We start from the raw sequence: 16,638 nt of genomic DNA, 5'->3' as shown, positions 1-16,638 counted from the left end.
CTTTCAGCCGTCACCGCCAAGGGGATGTGATGTCCGTACCCGTAAGGGAGCGCGGCTACCGGTACGAGCGCGGCTCCAGCGGCGCTCGAGGTCCGAGCGGATCCCGTACGGCCCCGGGGCGCGGGCCAACGCGGTGCCGTACGGGCCCGTCCTCAGCCGCGCAGCACCGCGTTGCACTCCCGCTGCAGCGCGATGTCCTGCCACATCGGGTGCTGGGGCGCCGCGTTGGAGCACACCACCGCGCCCCACGCGCCCACCCGTGCCGACTCCTCGACGGCGCGGCGGCAGAACGCGGCCCCTACCGGGCCCTCCTCGAAGGTCCCGTGCAGCGGGGTGTAGCCGATCCAGCCCTCGCCGAAGACCAGTGGGACCCCGCTCGCGGCGGCCCAGTCCGCGGCCGCCTCGATCCAGGTGACCAGCAGCTGGTCCATCGCCAGCCGGTGCACGGCGTAGCGGTCGTACAGCCAGGCGTCCCAGCGGTCGGGGTCGCACCAGTCGTGGACGTAGATCTCCCGGGAGCCGACCGTGGTGGCCTCCAGCCGCCATCGGTCGCCGGGCGGCGGGGCCCAGTCGGCCAGATCGGGGGCGCCGGGGCGCAGCAGCTCCCGGCGGACCGCCTCCTGGGGGAAGGGGCGGGTCCGGTCGCGGACGGCGAAGGTGGTCAGCAGCTCGTCCAGCACCCCGTAGACATAGGGGTGGAAGACCGCGACATCCACCTCGCGGGGGACCCCGCGCAGCGAACCGACCGGCACCTTGGCGTAGTTGACCGTGACCGGCCGGTTGGGGTGGCGCTCCTTGAACCGGGCGATGCCCCGCTCCAGCCGTGGCCGCAGGGCGACGACCTTGTCCTGGCCGTCCAGCCCTTCGGTGAGCCGGCTGCCCTGGACCTCGTTGTGCAGCTCGGTGAAGGCGATCCGGTCGTCCAGACCGTGGATCACCAGGAAGTCGATCAGATCGGCCAGCGCGTCCGCGAGCGCCTCGGCGCGCCGCTCGGGATCGACGGCCATCAGCGCGTCGAACCAGGCGCGGTCCTCGCCGAACGACGGGCTCTGCTGGTACTCCCAGCTGGAGAGGATGACGAAGCAGTCATGGCGCAGGGCCGCCTCGAACAGCTCGCGCAGCCGGGCCCGTCCGTCGATCTCGCCCCCGCCGCCCAGGTCGTACCAGCGCATCCGCTGTCCGTACGCGCCGCCCAGCGCCGACGGCCGCAGCTTGGTCGTGTCCAGCCGGGAGCCGAAGAGCAGGAACGGCATGGCGCAGACGCGCACCGTGTTGTAGCCGCGGGCCACGGCGTCCTCGAAGGCGCGGTCGAGATCGGCGAAGGGCTCATCCGGGCCGGTGCGGGTGTACCAGCTGAAGTCCCAGAGTGAGATGGTCAGTTTGTCCGGCAGATGCGGCGACAGCGTCACAGGGGCTCCCCGCGGTCGGCGGCTCGGCGATGACAGAGACGGGAGATCGGTTCATCGTCCGGGGGCGCCAACGGGCTGTCAAGATGTATTCATAAATAATGGCCAGTGCGGTACGGCGGAGCCGGCCGGCGGCCGATGCACGACCTCCCTCAGGCGATCCAGCCGTAGCCGGGCCGTGGTCTGCGCGAGGCCGGGGGCGCGCCCGCGCTCTCCAGGTCGTGCTCGGCGGCCTGCGCCAGCTGCTGCGCCAGATCGCTGAGCGCCCGCCCGGCGGCGAGCTCATCGCCGATCACGGGCACGTCCTCGTCGTCCGGGTTGCACCGGGCCAGCCCCCGGCCGGTGAGCGCCGTGGACCCGGTGTCCAGCTCCACCCGCGCCCTGGTCCGCCCCTCGTCCTCGGAGAGATAGAGATGGACCTTCCACTCCACTGTGTGCGACATGGTCTGCTCCTCACCTTCGGGAGGCACCTTCGGAAGGCACCTCCTGGCGGCACCTTCAGGCGGCCGCTTCTGGCGTCGGAAGCGGCCGGAACCCGTGGCGGCGGCCGGAGCCCCGCTCAGCGGCGGTTCCTGCCGGACCACGCGGGTTCCACCACCTTCCACTCTGCCTCCCAGCGCGCGTAACTTCTGCGGTCCAGGGCCCGCCGGACCCGGGCCCGCCCCGTGAACGCGAGCGCGGCCACCGTCGCCGCGGTGATACAGCCGGTGAACCAGCCCATAGTCCGCGCGGTCGACGGGGAGGAGGGCGGCTGCGCCAGGGCGCCCTCGCGGTTCACCCAGACCCGTACCGCGTCCCCCGAGTCGCCGTCGCCCGCCACCGTGGCGGTGCCCGTATGGCGCTCACCGTCATCCGCGACCCAGCGCACCCGCGCCTGCCGCGGCTCCCGTACATCGCTGTGGGCCGGGCCGGGGGTGGCATCGGCGAGCCGTGCGGTGATCTGGTGCCGGGCCGAGGTCTCGGCGGCCACGACGCGCATCTGGGAGGCGTGTGCCGCGTACCCCGCGCTGATCGCGGCGGCCGGCAGCCCGACCACGAGGACCAGCGCGAACAGCACGGTGCACCAGGTCTGGATCCGGTCCGTCCGGCGGCGCAGCGGGTTGGGCCCCCTGGCCGGACGCTTGAGCAGGGGCGGACGCGGCCCGAATACGCGTCGCGGTCCGTGGGTGTTCATGGTCTGGCCTCCAGCGGGTGCTGACGCCGGCGCGCGGTCGCGCGGGCGTCGGGGTCAGGTGCGCGGGGCGGGCTGATAGGCGCCGGGCACCATCCGCGCGCTGATCGCCGTGCGGTTGTAGGCGTTGATCACGACGGCGGCCCAGATCACGGCCGCCACCTGCGGTTCGTCGAAGACCTCACGGACGGCCGCGTAGACCTCGTCCGGCACATGGCCGTCCTGGACCGAGGTCACCGCCTCGGTCAGCGCGAGCGCGGCCCGCTCCCGCTCGGTGAAGAACGGGGTCTCCCGCCAGGCGGCGAGGGTGTGGATCCGCTGCTCGGTCTCGCCCTGGGCGCGGGCGTCCTTGGTGTGCATGTCCAGGCAGAACGCGCAGCCGTTGAGCTGCGAGGCACGGATCCTGACCAGCTCGAGCAGCTCGGGCTCGACCCCCGCCGCCCGGGCGGCCCGCACCGCCGCCCGGTGCAGCTCGCCCATCGCGGCGGACACCTCGGGGGCGAGGCCCTTCAGATCCAGCCGGGCGGTGGTGCGGGCCGGGGTGGTCGTCGTCATCGGTGAACTCCGTTCGTCGCGGTCAGTCGCGGTCAGTCGCGGTCACTTATGGTCAAGTCGTGGTCGGGGGATCGGGGGGAACTGGGTGATCAGGGGGTCGGGAACGCCGTTGAGCCAGGTCTGCCAGGGGGCGGCGCGCAGCGCCGGGCCCGCCCGCAGCGGGCGGCCCAGCCACGCGGTCACCGGGCGGATCCCGTGCACCGCGTTGACCAGCCACACCTCACGGCCGTCCAGCTCCTGCACGGTGCGGCGGCGGTGCTCGGTGCGGACGCCCAGCTCGGCAGCCCGGTCCTGGATCAGGGTCGAGGTCACGCCCGCCAGCAGCGGAAGCTCCGGGGGCGGCAGACACAGCACGTCGTCCTCCCACCACAGGACGCTCGCCGCGGTGCCCTCGAGCACCAGCCCGGAGGGGGTGGTGAGCAGCAGTTCCTGCGCGCCGCGGGCGGCCGCCCGGTCCCGCAGATGCGCGAGGAGGGAGAGGTCGGGGCCGGTGCGGCGGGGATGCGACCGCGGATCGAACTCCTCGGTCAGGCATACGGTCACATTGACGGTCCGCGGCGGCGCGGGCCGGACCCGCAGGAACAGCCGGGCCGGTTCGGGACCGGCCAGCTCGACCCGGGGGAACCAGCGCTCGGTGCGGGGCAGGGCGGCGATCGCGTCGCGCCAGAAGCTCTCGATCCGGGCGGGGGAGTCGCCGCTCGCCTCGACGCACGCGGCGACGAACCGGCGGCGGTGGTGGTCGAGCCCGCGCACCCGCCCGTCGTCGATCAGCCAGGAGTCGGCGGCCAGCAGCGCGCTGTCCGGCACCGCCCGGGAGGGCATCAGCCCGCCGTCCTCGCGCCACATCAGCGTCCACTGCTTCTGGTCCGACGCATCGGCGTGACCGATGTTCTGTGTGGCGACCATGTCCGCTTCCACGTCTCCGTCCCGATGTGCTCGACGTTCCAGATGTGCTCGATGTGCTCGACGTTCTCGATGTCCGATGCCGTGCTGCCCCGATGCCCTACGTCCGCGTTCCGTTGTTCCGTTGTCCGGCCGGGTTCCTAGCCGCGCTCACTGGATTGCCGGTCAATAGCCGTGCGCCGGGCCGCCCCGGGGCCCGTAGGGGGCGCGTTCCAGCCACTCCCCGCAGCGGGGGACCACCGGGGACAGCGCGGCCGCCGCGCGCTGGGTCGCCCGCTTCCACGGCCGGGGCCGCAGATGGTCCAGGGCCGCCCCGGCGGCCTCGCTGTTGTAGAGAGCAGCGCTCCGGCGGGCGGAGGCGTACCCGGCCACCGTCGCGGGTCCCCGCGATGGCTCGGAGCATGCCGCCGACACCGCCTCCGCCGCCGCGACCGCGTCCGCGATCCCGCTGTTCATGCCGCGGGCCCCGAAGGGCGGGAAGAGATGCGCCGCCTCGCCCGCCAGCAGCACCCGGCCGGACGGATCCGCGAACGACGCGGCGACCTTGCGCAGGAAGTGGTAGCGCGACACCCACAGCACCCGGTGGGCGCAGTCCTCGCCCACCAGCCGGGGCAGCCAGCGGCGCAGCGCCTTCTCGGTGCCGAAGGACTCCGGCGGATCGTCCGCGCGGCACTGCAGATCGATCTGGAAGCCCCCGGTGAACGGCACCCGCAGCACGGTGCGGCCGCCGGTACCGGGGTGCTCGTAGTGGAAGACCCGCTCGACCGGCAGGTCCCCGCCGGGCGGATCCGCCACGTCCACGACCACGTGATAGCCGTCGGACCGGGTGCCCTCCAGCGGGATGCCCAGCGCCTTGCGCACCCCCGAACGGGCCCCGTCGGCGGCGATGACATGGCCGGCCGTCCAGCTCCCGCCGGCCTTGTCGGTCACCGTCACCCCGTCGCCGTCCGCGCGCACCTCGTCCACCTCGGCGTCGAATCGGAACTCCACGCCCGCCTCCGCACACGCCTCGTGGAGGAACCGCTCGGTGTCCACCTGGCGCAGGCTGGTGAACGCGGGCAGGGCCGCGGCCCCGTCCCCGGAGGCCCGCGGAAAGGTCTGCGCGAACACCTCGCGGCCCCGGTAGAGGGTGCGCCGGGTGCGCCAGGTGGTCCCGTACGCCGCGATCCGCGCGCCCAGCCCCGGGCGGGCCCGCTCCAGCAGCCGCAGCGACCGCCGGTGGACGAACAGCGCGCGGCTGCCGGGGCGCACCCGGTCCCGCGCCCCGGCCTCCAGCACCAGGACCGGCAGCCCGGCGGCGCGCAGGGTGAGCGCCGCCGTCATCCCGACCGGCCCGGCGCCCACCACCAGAACCGGCCCGCCGCCCTTGGCCGCCGCCACGTCAGCCACCGGCCGGTGCGGTGGACAGGGTGGGCAGCTCACCCGCGGCGAGCTGCCGGGCGATCTCCAGCCGCTTGATCTTCCAGGTGGCGGTGCGCGGCAGATCCTCGAAGCGGCACTGCACCGGCTCGGCCAGCGCCGGGAGATCCTCGGTCGCCCGCCGCCAGCTGTCGGGGTCCAGTGGCTCGTTCCCCCGGGTGCACACCACCGGTACCGGCTCGCGCCCCGGACCGTGGACGATGATCACTTCCCGGAGGTCGGCGAACCGCGACAGCAACTCGTCCTCCACCTCCAGCGTGCTGTCCACGGTGGAGATCTGGTCCACCTCGCGGTCCAGCAGATACAGCGCGCCCCACCGGTCGCGGTAGCCCATGTCGCCCATCCGCCACCAGCCCCGGTCCACCTGCCGGGCGTAACTCTCCGGCGCGCCGAGATAGGTGAGGATCCGGCCGCGGGTGCGGGCCTCGATGGCTCCCGTCGCGCCCGGCGGGCACTTGCGGCCCCGCTCGTCCACCACCCGGATCCTGGTGAACCCGGGGATGCCGGTGCCCACCCGCCGTGCCTCCACCCGGTCCGCGCCCCGCCGGGTGCACCAGCCGAAGGCGATGGGCCCGGTCTCGCTCTGCCCGTACAGCTGCATCAGCCGGGGGTCGCGGCGCCGGGACGCGGCGAGCAGCCGCCGCACCGTACGGGGGTGGATGGCGTCGAACGTGGAGCCGTACGCCCGGACGTTGGACAGCGGGCCGTTCGGCGCGTCGGCCAGGTCCTCCCACAGCACATAGGTGTTGGGATGCGTCTCCACGATGCCGGGGCGGTGCGCCGCCAGCAGCGGGCCGGCGTGGGCCGGGTCGGGATCGACGAGGAGCAGCAGCGGGCTGCCGAAGTGCAGCAGTACGCCCAGCAGGTGGTAGAAGCGGGAGTGGACGAACGACATGTGCAGCGCGGCCGCCTCCCCGCGAGTGGCCCGGCCCAGCGCCTGCTGGGGCACCAGCCGGTGCCACATGGTGTGCGGGCAGTGCACGGCCAGCTTCGGTATCCCGGTGGTCCCCGAACTGTGGGTGATCAGCGAGGGCTCCCGGGGGTGGAGCCGGATGGCCGGGCGGCGCGGCACCCCGGCGAGCGCGGCCAGCGCGATGGTGTTCCCGGGCGCCTCGTCCACCGTCAGCACGCCCCGGGCCAGGGTGGTGTCCACCGTGCTCAGCGTGGACTCCAGGGTCGCCCGGTCAGTGATCAGCCAGGGGGCGTGCAGCCGGTCCAGCAGCACCGCGGCCACGTGTCCGTCCAGCGAGGGCGACAGCAGCGCCGGGACCGCGCCGATCCTGGAGACGGCACAGGTCAGCAGCACGATGTCGACGTTGTCGCCCTTGAGGATCGCCACATGCTCACTCGGGCGCACCCCCGCCGACCACAGCCGGGCGGCCAGGTCGTCGACCAGATCGGCCAGTTCGGTGTAGCCGAGGTCGGTACCGGCGCCGGGGGCGACGTCCAGTGGCCGGTCCAGGGTCACCCTGACCCTGCCGTGCCGGGCCGCGGCCTCCTGGAACATCAGCCCCAGATAGAACCCGCGCTCGGGGAGAAGCCGCTGCAACATATCGAGGTCCTCTTCGTTCGAAGTCGGTCAGGGGGCGGCGCGCTCCGGCGCGGCCGGCAAGCCGGGCCGACCCGTCACCAGCGGCCCGTACGGACGACATGGCGCCGCAGCTTCCCCGTCGGAGTGCGCGGCAGCGAGGCCACCAGGCGTACGGTGCGCGGCGCCTTGTAGGCGGCGAGACGCCGCCGGGCCAGCGCGATCAGATCGGCCGTCAGCGTCTCCTCGTCCACCGCCGGGCCGCCCGGGCCGCGCGGATTGCCCGAGCCGTCCCGGCCGTCCGTCCGGCCGCTCGCGTCGGCCGCCGGTACGACATAGGCGCGCAGCCGGGTCGCGCCCCGCTCGTCGGGGACGGCCGCCACCGCCACCTCCCGTACCGACGGGTGCTGCCGCAGCACCTCCTCGACCTCCAGCGGCGACACGGTGATCCCGCCGACCATCTCCAGGTCGTCCACCCGGCCCAGATGGCGATAGGTCCCGTCGCGCCCGCGCCGGGCCCGGTCCCGGGTGGCGAGCCAACCGCCGTCCTCCGGGCGGCCGGTGACCACCGTCGGGCCCCGCACCCACAGCTCGCCCTCGGCCGAGCCGTCGGCGCCGTCCGCCACCACGGCGCCCTCGCCGTCCCGTAGCTCCAGCTCGAAGCGGGGCACCGGACGGCCGAGGGTGCCGGGGACGTTGTCCCACACCGTGTTGGCGCAGAAGGCGTGGCCCGCCTCGGTGGAGCCGATCTGCTCCAGCACCGGCGCGCCGAGCAGTTCACCGACCCGCTCACCGAGGGCGGGCGGCAGCCCCTCGCCCGCGCTGATTGCGGCGCGGACGGAGGTGAAGCAGGCCGTGTGGCCGGTGCCGCGCTCGTCCACCAGGGTGGCGTACGAGGACGGCACCGAGTACAGCAGGGTCACCCGGTGCCGGGCCACGAGGTCGTCGACGAGGGCAGGTCCGGGGTGGTCCGCGGTGAGCACCGCGGCCGACCCCGAGAAGAGGGGGAAGGCGAAGGCGTTCCCGAAGCCGTAGGCGTAGAACAGCTTGGACACCGAGAACGACACGTCCGCCGGGCCGATGTCCAGCACCTCCTGCCCGACCAGGTCGTGATAGGCGGCCACATCGCCGTGGCTGTGGACCACCGCCTTGGGGCGGCCGGTGGTCCCGGAGGTGTACTGGACGTAGAGCGGGGTGGCGGCCGTCACCGGCTCCGCCGCCGGGGCCGGGGCCACCGAGCCCAGCGTGGCGGGCGGGCCGGTCAGGGCCGACAGCTGATCGGCGCCGAGCCAGGGGACGCCGTCGAAGTGGTCCTGGAGCCCGGGGCCGGAGACGGCCAGCGCGGTGCGCGAGTCCTCGGCCATGAAGCGGTGGTCGTCGGCGGTGAGCGCGGGGTTGACCAGCACCGCCACGGCGCCCAGCCGGGCGGCGGCCAGGAACGTGGTCACCCACATGATGCCGTCGGGTAATGCCAGCAGCACCCGGTCACCGGCCGCCACCCCCCGGCCCGCCAGCACGGTGGCCGCGCGCTCGGCGCGGTCGTGGACCTCGCCGTGGGCCCAGACCCGGTGGCCCTCCAGGAAGGCGGCCCGGCCGGACCAGCCGCGGCGGTCCGCGAGCGCCGCGAGGTGCGCGGCCACATTGGCCGAGACGGTGGGCCCGACGGGCATGGGCGGGGCGGACACCGATACGGCGGTCACCGGCCGAGCTCCTTCGCCGTGCGGGCGGGCGGCCCCGCGGCGGCGGCCACCAGCAGATCGTCGATCTCCCCGGCGGACGCGGGCTCGCCTCCGGACGCGGGCTCCACGGCCTGGTAGGCGCGCATGGTGGCGGCGGTCTTCAGCAGCATCTCCTCGTACTCCTCGGCCGGATCGGAATCGAGCACGATGGCGCCGCCCGCGCCGATGTGCATCCGGCCACCGGTGAACACGGCCGTGCGGATGACGATGTTGAGGTCGGCCGCGCCGTTGCAGCTGAGGTAGCCGAGCGCGCCGGAGTACACACCGCGGGCCTCGGTCTCCAGCGAGTCGATGATCTCCAGCGTGCGCAGCTTGGGCGCGCCGGTCATGGAGCCGCCCGGGAAACAGGCCCGGACGCAGTCGACGGAGGTGGTCTCCGGGCGCAGCCGGCCGCGTACCGTGGAGACCAGCTGGTGGACGGTGGCGTAGGTCTCGGTGTTCATCAGCCGCGGGACGTACACACTGCCCGACGCGCACACCCGCCCCAGGTCGTTGCGGAGCAGGTCCACGATCATCAGGTTCTCGGCGCGGGCCTTGGGGCTGGAGGCGAGGGCGGCCAGCGCCCGCGCGTCCTTCTCCGGGCTCTGGCCGCGCGGGGCGGTGCCCTTGATCGGCTTGGCCTCGGCGGTGCCGTCGGGGGTGATGCGCAGAAAGCGCTCGGGGGAGGCGCAGGCCACATCGGTGCCGTCGAACCGCAGATAGGCGGCGTACGGCGCCGGGTTGAACCGCCGCAGGGCCCGGTAGAAGGCGTAAGAGTCGCCGGGGGCGGGCAGCCAGGCGGAGTTGGTCAGGCAGATCTCATAGCTCACCCCGGCGCGCAGCTCCCGCAGACACGCCTCGATCGAGGCCAGGTACCGCTCCCGGTCCCGCACCAGCCAGGGCTCCACGGCGGCCGTGGTGGCGAGGGCGGGCGGTTGCGGGACGGGCTCGGTGAGCGTCGGCACCCCGCTGAGCACGGTCACGGTGGTGTCCAGCCAGTCCTTCGCCTCCCGGTGGCCGTCGGGGGTGTCCTCGGCGAGGCAGCAGATGTAGGTGACGCCCTCCTGGTGGTCGACGGCGACGAACCGGTCGGCGAAGAGCCAGCAGGCGTCCGGGGTGGTGGCCCGGTGGCGGTTGGGGGAGCCGCAGTCGGCCTTGAGTTCGTAGCCGAAGTAGCCCACATAGCCGCCGGTGAAGTCGAAGGGCAGTTCGGGGGCCTTGACCCGGCGGCGGGTCAGCTCCCGCTTGAGGTAGTCGAAGACGCCGCCCTCGACCCGGACGGCGGGCCGTCCCGCCCGCTCGACCTCGCACCCGCCGGTGCCGGTGTCGTAGCGGACGAACTCGGCGAGCGGGCCCGTGCCGTCCCCGAGGAAGGAGAAGCGGGCCTCGTCGGATTCGGCGCGCGAACTGTCGAGCCAGAACGCGTGCGGCGCCTCGGCGTACAGCCGGGTGAAGGCCGCTTCGGTGTCGGTGGCGTCGGCCAGCCACCGGGCGTGCAGCCGGTAGCCGGGGCCTTCCGGGGGTGGCTCCGCCGGAGCCTCGTTCCTGGGAGCGGGCCGGGCCAGTTCGGTCCGCGGGTCCGCCTCGGGGGCGGGCGGGGAGTCCGGCGCGGTGGCCGCCCTGGCCGCTTTCGCCGCTTTGGAGGCCGTACGGGCGCGGCGCGGCTCCTCGGCGGGGGCGGGGGCCACGGTGGAGGTCACCGACTCGCCGTTGGCGTGCTCAATGGTCAGATCGCGGAAGTTGCCGAGCATGCGGTGGCCGTATCCGGTCAGCACCGACTCCGGGTGGAACTGGACGCCCCACAGTGGCCGGGCCCGGTGCCGCAGCGCCATAAGCACACCGTCCTCGGACCAGGCGATGCCCTGGAGCCCCAGCGGCAGCGGCTCGGCCACGCACAGCGAGTGATAGCGCACGGCCGTGAAGTCCTGCGGAAGGCCGCGGAACAGGCCGCGCCCGCCGTGTTTGATCCGGGACAGATGCCCGTGCTTGGGCTCGGGCGCGGACACCACCCGCGCCTGGGCGCCGAGCGCGATCCCCTGGTGCCCCAGGCACACCCCCAGCACGGGGATGGGCGACCGCTCGATCAGCCGGGCGGTGGCACCGAAGTCCCGGGGGTCCGCCGGATGGCCGGGGCCGGGCGAGAGCACGATGTTGTCGAACGCGGAGAGGTCGATGTCCGCGCACTCCGGCGCGTCATGCAGAAGCACCTCCGGTTCCTCGCCGTTGACCTCGGTCAGCAAATGAAAGAGGTTGTACGTGTACGAGTCGTAATGATCGACGAGGAGTGTCCTCAGCGATTCCATCCGGATTTGCCTCCTTGCGATGAGAAAACCGACCGGGTATCACCCGCCCCGGTCCTCGGGCCGCGACGCCCCGCTCACCTACCGGCGAGCGCGTGGGCCGTCGGCCGCCATCCGCCTGTGACGTCCTCGTATCGACTGAAGCGGTGGGTAGAGCCACTTCTTCAGAAGCCGCTGCAGCCGCGGCATGACCAGCCAGGTCACCATCGCGGTCACACCGAGGCACAAGGCCAGGGTCCGCAGCAGGAAATTGGCGTCCTTGATGAACGGGATCACCAGCACGTTGAAGATGAGAACCGGAGGGAAGACCGCGCTCAGATTCACCAGCCACAGCTTCCATTTGGGCGGTGGCGGCAGTGGCCGCACCGGCCCTTTGAACCAGTTCTCCAGTCCCGAGGTGCGCTGTGTTCCCTTTTCCTCGACGAAGGGCCCGGTACGGGACGCCAATCGCGCGCGCTCCAGCGAGGAATCCCATGCCCGAGCCGGGCCTTCCGCCTCGAACCGGTAGAGGACGTGCCACTCCGAGGAGGCCGAACCGGATCCCATCACCCCGCCTCCGAGATATCCCGGAAGGCTTGCCGCGGCATTGAGCATCTCGATCGCCCAGGCATAGAACTCGCTTTCGCGGCCGGGGTCCACCCGGTATGCGGCAGTCACCGTGACCGGTTCACTGTCCACTCCAGCCGCAACTCCTTTCCGCGCCGTTACCTTCGCCTGTTGTGCCCGGCGAGATGACACGAAGTGTTCCACACCGTGCGATCGGGAACAGTGGAATGCTCAACAACGTACATAAAAACCCGGATAGGCCGCCGTGACCTGGGCGTTACCTACGGTTCGAGGTTCTGATGGGCTCCTGGCGGGGTCGCCGATAAAGAATCTCCGAACGGGATTGAACATGACGAAGCGCCGGGCCGTATGAAACATAATGCGGCCCGGCGCCTCGTGGTTTCGATCAATCGGTCGGCTCGATCGGCCGCGTCTCCGCGATCAGCCGAGTACCTTCTCCAGTGCCGCCAGCGCCCCCTCCAGCTCCGCCCGGGTGATGGTCAGCGGCGGTGCCAGACGGATCGTCGAACCATGGGTGTCCTTGACCAGGATCCCCTCGGCCATCAGCCGCTCGCTCACCTCACGGCCGGTGCCGAGCGCGGGGTCCACATCGACGCCCGCCCACAGCCCGCGGCAGCGGTAGCCCACGACGCCCTTGCCGCTCAGCGCGGCCAGCCCGTCCCCCAGCACCTCGCCCAACTCCCGTGCCCGGCGCTGGAATTCGCCGGTGCGCAGCAGATCGACCACGGCCGAGCCGACCGCCGCGGCCAGCGGATTGCCGCCGAAGGTGGAGCCGTGCTCGCCGGGGCGCAGCACCCCGAGCACCGCACGGTCGGCCACCACCGCCGACACCGGCACGATGCCGCCGCCCAGCGCCTTGCCGAGCAGCAGCACATCCGGCATCACCGACTCGTGCTCGACGGCCAGCGTGGTGCCGGTGCGGCCCAGGCCGGACTGGATCTCATCGGCGATGAACAGCGTCCCGGTGCGCCGGGTGAGCTCGCGCACCCCGCGCAGATAGCCGTCATCGGGGATGACCACGCCCGCCTCGCCCTGGATCGGCTCGATGAGGACCGCCGCCGTGGTCTCGTCGACGGCGGCCTCCAGCGCCGCGAGGTCGTTGTACGGCACGACGCGGAAGCCCGGGGCGAACGGGCCGAAGCCGTCGCGGGCCACGGGGTCAGTGGAGAACCCGACGATCGTCGTCGTGCGGCCGTGGAAGTTGTCGGCCGCCACCACGATGGTGGCCTGGTCCGGGGCGACGCCCTTCACCTCGTACGCCCACTTGCGGGCGACCTTGATGGCGCTCTCCACCGCCTCCGCGCCGGTGTTCATCGGCAGCACCATGGAGAGCCCGGTGAGCTCCGCAACCCCCTCGGCGAACCCGGCCAGCCGGTCGTTGTGGAAGGCCCGGGAGGTCAGCGTGAGCTGGTCGAGCTGGCGGTGGGCGGCCTCGATCAGCGCCGGGTGGCGGTGGCCGAAGTTGAGGGCGGAGTACCCGGCCAGCATGTCCAGATAGCGGCGCCCCTCGACGTCCCGGACCCAAGCGCCCTCGGCGCCGGCGACGACCACGGGCAGCGGGTGGTAGTTGTGCGCGAGCGAGGTCTCCTCGGCGCGGATCAGCTCCTGCGAGGAGCGAGCCGCGCCGTTCGCCACGGCCGCGCCGGAACCGGAGGTGGTGGAGTCGGAGGCGATGGGGGTGGTGGCGGTCATCAGCGGATCTCCTGTGTGCAGCACTTGATGCCCCCGCCGGCCTTGTGCAGTTCCGACAGGTCGACGGGGACGGGGACGTAACCGCGGTCGGTGAGCTGGTCGATGAGCCCGGTGGCCTGGGGCGCGACGAAGACATGGCGGCCGTCGGAGACCGAGTTGAGCCCGAAGGCCATGGCGTCGTCGCGGGTGGCGATCAGCGCGTCGGGGTAGAGCCGCCCCAGCACCTCACGGCTGCCGGGGGAGAACGCCTCCGGGTAGTAGGCGATGTTCCGGTCGTCGAGGACGAACAGCGCGGTGTCCAGGTGGTAGAAGTACGGGTCCACCAGCAGCAGGCTGATGGTCGGCACCCCGAAGAACTCCTGCACCTCCTGATGGGCCGCCCGGGTGGTGCGGAAGCCGGTGCCCGCCAGGACGTAGGGCCCGGCCGGGACCAGGTCGCCCTCGCCCTCGCACACCGATTCCGGCGGATGGACGTCGAATCCCGCCGCCTTGAACCACCGTTCGTAGGCGAGCTGTTCCGGCCGACGCTGCGGTGCGTGGAATCGCGAGCCGAAGACCCGGCCCTCCAGGACGAGGGCCGAGTTCGCCGCGAACACCATGTCCGGCAGCCCCGCCACCGGTTCGATGAATTCGACCCGATGACCGTGGTCGCGGTAGGCGCGGATCAGCGTCTCCCATTGCGTCTGGGCGAGGTCGGTGTCGACCTCGGTGTCCTCACGCATCCAGGGATTGATGGCATACCGCACATCGAAATATCTGGGGGCACAGGTCAGGAAGCGCCTGGGGCGCGGCACACGCGTAAGGGGCAACGGAGGATTCCTCTCGCTTCCGCGGGCGACCGGGGGGATGAATCAACGGTAGAAAGCGGAGGAGAGGGGAGACAAGAAAAGAAAACTGCGCGTCGGCGCACCGATGCTGCGTGCGGATGCCAGTTCGCGGCGGTTCATTGCGTCGCGGTCGCGGGAGGGGCCGCGCCGGCCTCCGCACTGCCCGTGAGCAGGTGTGACAGCACCATGTAGCTGATCGTCTGGCGGACGAAGGGCTCGGCCCGGATGCGCTCCAGCACCTCCTCGAAATGCTCCACATCGGTGGCCATGACATGCAGCAGGGCGTCCGCGCCGCCGGTCACCGTCATGGCCGCGATGATCTCCGGATAGTTGCGCACGACCTCCGCGAGGCGCCGGGGCGGCGCGGCGCTGTCGCAGTACACCTCGACATATGCCTCGGTCCGCCAGCCGAGGGCGGCCGGGCGCACGGTGGTGGTGAAGCCGGTGATCACATCGGTCTCCCGCATCCGGTCGACACGGCGCTTGACCGCGGAGGCCGAGAGCCCGATCGCGGCGCCGATCTCCGTGAAGCTGGTCCTGGCGTTGGCGACCAGGGCCGCAACGATTTTGCGGTCCAGATCGTCGAACGGTACGGACTGATGTGTCATCGTCTATCATCCTTTGCGTCTTTCGTCCCCTGTGTGCGGGGGCCTCTTGCCTGTGCTCAAAACCGCCCCATACTCAGTGAGTGCCTGAGGCGTCCTTTTCTCTACGCTCTTTCAGAAAGATTCCACAAGAGGGGGCGTGAACCGGGGCACGAGCCCCCTTTTCCCCGGGGTCGCGCGGTATGGGCTCCGGGGGTACAAGGGCGGTGCGCCGGAACGGCCGAATCCACCGCGGTGATACGACACCACCTACCGGCCCCTGTCCGTCCAGGCGTAGCGTCAGCTATTCCACCTGTCCTTTCCGGACGATGAGCGGCTCTCCCGACGGAGACGACTCACCATCCAACGGGGGAAGGCCTGAGTACGTCCAACGCCGCGCCGCACGTGCCGAATTCACACATGAACCGATTCCGGAACACCGGAGGTCTCACCGTGCATTCGGCGACTCGCCGTACCGGCGGCCCCGTACTCCGGTGTGAGCGAAAGGGACCACCGTCATGACCCTCCTCAGATCCGGCAGGGCGTCGTGAGCCCGCGCCGGCACCCACTCCGGCCGGCCTCCGGGGGCCCCGGAAACCCACGGGACACCGTCGTCACCGGCCTGGGTTTCTGCCTCCCGGGCGGCGCCGAACCCGTCTTCACCGCGGCCCAGGTGTGGGACATCGCCTCCCACGGCCGCACCGTCCTCGGCCGGCCCGGCATCCACTACGGCTCGGTGCACCTCAGTGCCGAGCAGTTCGCCGAACGCCTCCCCGACATCCCCGAATTCTTCTCCCGCCACTACACCAACGCCCACCGCTACGGCCTGGTCTCCCTCGTCGAGGCGAGTGCCGACGCCGAACTCGACCTGGCCGCCGGTGAGCTGGGCGAGGCGGCCCTGCTGGTCGGCCGCGGCAGCGTGGACGCCAATGTGGACAGCTATCTCACCCTGCTCGGCATCGACCCCGACTCGGCCACCACTCTCGACGCCCTGGAGATGTTCGTCGCCGCCGAACAGGCCGTGTCCCCATCCGACGTGGCCGTCGTCCAGGGCGCGCTGACCCGGACCGTCGGCCCCTGTTTCACCGTCTCCTGCGGCTGCTCCTCCGCCGCCGTGCAGATCGGCAACGCCCGCCGCCTCATCGCGACCGGTGAGACCGACCTCGCGGTGGTGACCGGCGTCGACGTCTTCAACGTCGACCTGATCCGGAAGGGCCAGCGGCTGCTGCACGGCGCCCAGCACGCCTACGACGGCATGGACGCCGCCGGAATGCCCGATCTGCTGCCGTCCTTCGACTCCCTGATGCGCCCCTACGACCGGCGCGCGGACTGCATCAACCACGGTGAGGGATCCGCCACCGTGGTCCTGGAGAGCAGGGAGCACGCCGCGCGCCGCGGCGCCCACCTCTACGGCCAGGTGCTCGCCGCCGCCATGACCCGCGACGGCCTGGCCAACCCGCTCGCCGCCGATGACTCCGGCGCCCAGCTCGCCAGGGCCGTACGCCTCTGTCTGGGCGACCGTCGGCGGATCGAGCAGGTGCCGTACATCAACGGCGCCAGCGACGGCGGCGCGGCCGTCACCGCCCTGGAGGCCAACACCATCAGGGAGCTCTACGGCCCCGACCCCACCGTGCTGATGTCCTCCCAGGAGGGATGCTTCGGCCACCACGGCTCACCCGCCGGCTGCCTCGGCCTCGCCCTGACCCTGATGATGATGGAGTTCGGCGAGGTGTGCCCCACCGCCAACTGCGAGCAGCCCGCGGACGGGCTCCCCTTCGACCCCGTTCCCGGCACCCGCACCCGTCCCCTCGACTTCGACCACGCGCTCAGCTTCAACTACCAGATCGGTGGCGTGAAGCACGCGATGCTGCTGGGCGGCCCGGACGCCACCTGAGTCCGTTCAACCCCCGCGGCGATCTCCACCCCACGGCCCCTCACGGCCCCCACCCCGGGCCGAGCACACCCACG

The 16,638-nt window shown here is 72.3% G+C and carries 14 protein-coding genes; 1 reads left to right on the top strand and 13 read right to left on the bottom strand.

Features of this window, described 5'->3' with window-relative positions:
- Positions 1 to 152: 152 nt before the first annotated feature.
- The 13 genes from LIV37_RS06055 to LIV37_RS05995 all read right to left on the bottom strand — a co-directional run bounded on the left by LIV37_RS06055 (position 153) and on the right by LIV37_RS05995 (position 14,694).
- A complete protein-coding gene (locus LIV37_RS06055) occupies positions 153 to 1,409 on the bottom strand; it encodes a cellulase-like family protein (protein ID WP_020866214.1) in 1,257 nt (418 codons plus the stop codon).
- 149 nt (positions 1,410 to 1,558) lie between these two features.
- Positions 1,559 to 1,849: a DUF1876 domain-containing protein gene (locus LIV37_RS06050; protein WP_020866213.1), complete on the bottom strand. Its 291-nt coding sequence runs from the start codon at positions 1,847 to 1,849 to the stop codon at positions 1,559 to 1,561.
- 116 nt (positions 1,850 to 1,965) lie between these two features.
- A complete protein-coding gene (locus LIV37_RS06045; protein ID WP_020866212.1) occupies positions 1,966 to 2,580 on the bottom strand; it encodes an Rv1733c family protein in 615 nt (204 codons plus the stop codon).
- A gap of 54 nt (positions 2,581 to 2,634) precedes the next feature.
- Positions 2,635 to 3,132, bottom strand: a complete 498-nt coding sequence (locus LIV37_RS06040; RefSeq protein ID WP_020866211.1) for a carboxymuconolactone decarboxylase family protein — start codon at positions 3,130 to 3,132, stop codon at positions 2,635 to 2,637.
- A 42-nt stretch (positions 3,133 to 3,174) separates the two neighbouring features.
- Entirely contained in the window at positions 3,175 to 4,038 is an 864-nt protein-coding gene (locus LIV37_RS06035) for an aminotransferase class IV (protein ID WP_020866210.1), read from the bottom strand.
- A gap of 162 nt (positions 4,039 to 4,200) precedes the next feature.
- Entirely contained in the window at positions 4,201 to 5,424 is a 1,224-nt protein-coding gene (locus LIV37_RS06030; RefSeq protein WP_020866209.1) for an FAD-dependent monooxygenase, read from the bottom strand.
- The gene (locus LIV37_RS06025; RefSeq protein ID WP_020866208.1) at positions 5,417 to 7,006 is read right to left on the bottom strand and encodes a class I adenylate-forming enzyme family protein; all 1,590 of its coding nucleotides are present in this window, start codon (positions 7,004 to 7,006) and stop codon (positions 5,417 to 5,419) included. The genes LIV37_RS06030 and LIV37_RS06025 overlap by 8 nt, the downstream gene beginning before the upstream one ends.
- Before the next feature lie 74 nt (positions 7,007 to 7,080).
- Positions 7,081 to 8,652 (bottom strand): AMP-binding protein, encoded by a 1,572-nt coding sequence (locus tag LIV37_RS06020; protein ID WP_121826212.1) that lies wholly within the window; start codon positions 8,650 to 8,652, stop codon positions 7,081 to 7,083.
- 26 nt (positions 8,653 to 8,678) lie between these two features.
- Positions 8,679 to 11,003: an aminodeoxychorismate synthase component I gene (pabB, locus tag LIV37_RS06015; RefSeq protein ID WP_020866206.1), complete on the bottom strand. Its 2,325-nt coding sequence runs from the start codon at positions 11,001 to 11,003 to the stop codon at positions 8,679 to 8,681.
- 78 nt (positions 11,004 to 11,081) lie between these two features.
- Positions 11,082 to 11,678 (bottom strand): putative antibiotic biosynthesis monooxygenase, encoded by a 597-nt coding sequence (locus LIV37_RS06010; RefSeq protein ID WP_020866205.1) that lies wholly within the window; start codon positions 11,676 to 11,678, stop codon positions 11,082 to 11,084.
- A gap of 309 nt (positions 11,679 to 11,987) precedes the next feature.
- Complete coding sequence (rocD, locus tag LIV37_RS06005) at positions 11,988 to 13,259, bottom strand: ornithine--oxo-acid transaminase (protein ID WP_020866204.1); 1,272 nt, start codon at positions 13,257 to 13,259, stop codon at positions 11,988 to 11,990.
- Positions 13,259 to 14,068, bottom strand: a complete 810-nt coding sequence (gene ddaH, locus LIV37_RS06000; protein ID WP_121825767.1) for a dimethylargininase — start codon at positions 14,066 to 14,068, stop codon at positions 13,259 to 13,261. Before ddaH ends, rocD begins: the two co-directional genes overlap by 1 nt.
- A 134-nt stretch (positions 14,069 to 14,202) precedes the next feature.
- Positions 14,203 to 14,694: an Lrp/AsnC family transcriptional regulator gene (locus LIV37_RS05995; protein WP_020866202.1), complete on the bottom strand. Its 492-nt coding sequence runs from the start codon at positions 14,692 to 14,694 to the stop codon at positions 14,203 to 14,205.
- A gap of 523 nt (positions 14,695 to 15,217) precedes the next feature.
- Between LIV37_RS05995 and LIV37_RS05990 the strand changes: the two genes are divergently transcribed.
- Positions 15,218 to 16,564 (top strand): beta-ketoacyl synthase N-terminal-like domain-containing protein, encoded by a 1,347-nt coding sequence (locus tag LIV37_RS05990; RefSeq protein WP_020866201.1) that lies wholly within the window; start codon positions 15,218 to 15,220, stop codon positions 16,562 to 16,564.
- Positions 16,565 to 16,638: the final 74 nt, after the last annotated feature.

Origin of the sequence: Streptomyces rapamycinicus NRRL 5491 (assembly GCF_024298965.1) — a bacterium.
In the GTDB taxonomy this organism is placed as follows: domain Bacteria; phylum Actinomycetota; class Actinomycetes; order Streptomycetales; family Streptomycetaceae; genus Streptomyces; species Streptomyces rapamycinicus.
The sequence above is the reverse complement of the archived record's forward strand: the minus strand, read 5'-3'. Positions and strand labels throughout refer to the sequence as shown.

Coding starts and splice junctions, on each gene's coding strand:
- LIV37_RS06035 (WP_020866210.1), bottom strand. CDS start 4,038: ATGGTCGCCACACAGAACATCGGTCACGCCGATGCGTCGGACCAGAAG.
- pabB (WP_020866206.1), bottom strand. CDS start 11,003: ATGGAATCGCTGAGGACACTCCTCGTCGATCATTACGACTCGTACACG.
- LIV37_RS06040 (WP_020866211.1), bottom strand. CDS start 3,132: ATGACGACGACCACCCCGGCCCGCACCACCGCCCGGCTGGATCTGAAG.
- LIV37_RS06050 (WP_020866213.1), bottom strand. CDS start 1,849: ATGTCGCACACAGTGGAGTGGAAGGTCCATCTCTATCTCTCCGAGGAC.
- LIV37_RS06045 (WP_020866212.1), bottom strand. CDS start 2,580: ATGAACACCCACGGACCGCGACGCGTATTCGGGCCGCGTCCGCCCCTG.
- rocD (WP_020866204.1), bottom strand. CDS start 13,259: ATGACCGCCACCACCCCCATCGCCTCCGACTCCACCACCTCCGGTTCC.
- LIV37_RS06020 (WP_121826212.1), bottom strand. CDS start 8,652: ATGCCCGTCGGGCCCACCGTCTCGGCCAATGTGGCCGCGCACCTCGCG.
- LIV37_RS05995 (WP_020866202.1), bottom strand. CDS start 14,694: ATGACACATCAGTCCGTACCGTTCGACGATCTGGACCGCAAAATCGTT.
- LIV37_RS06025 (WP_020866208.1), bottom strand. CDS start 7,006: ATGTTGCAGCGGCTTCTCCCCGAGCGCGGGTTCTATCTGGGGCTGATG.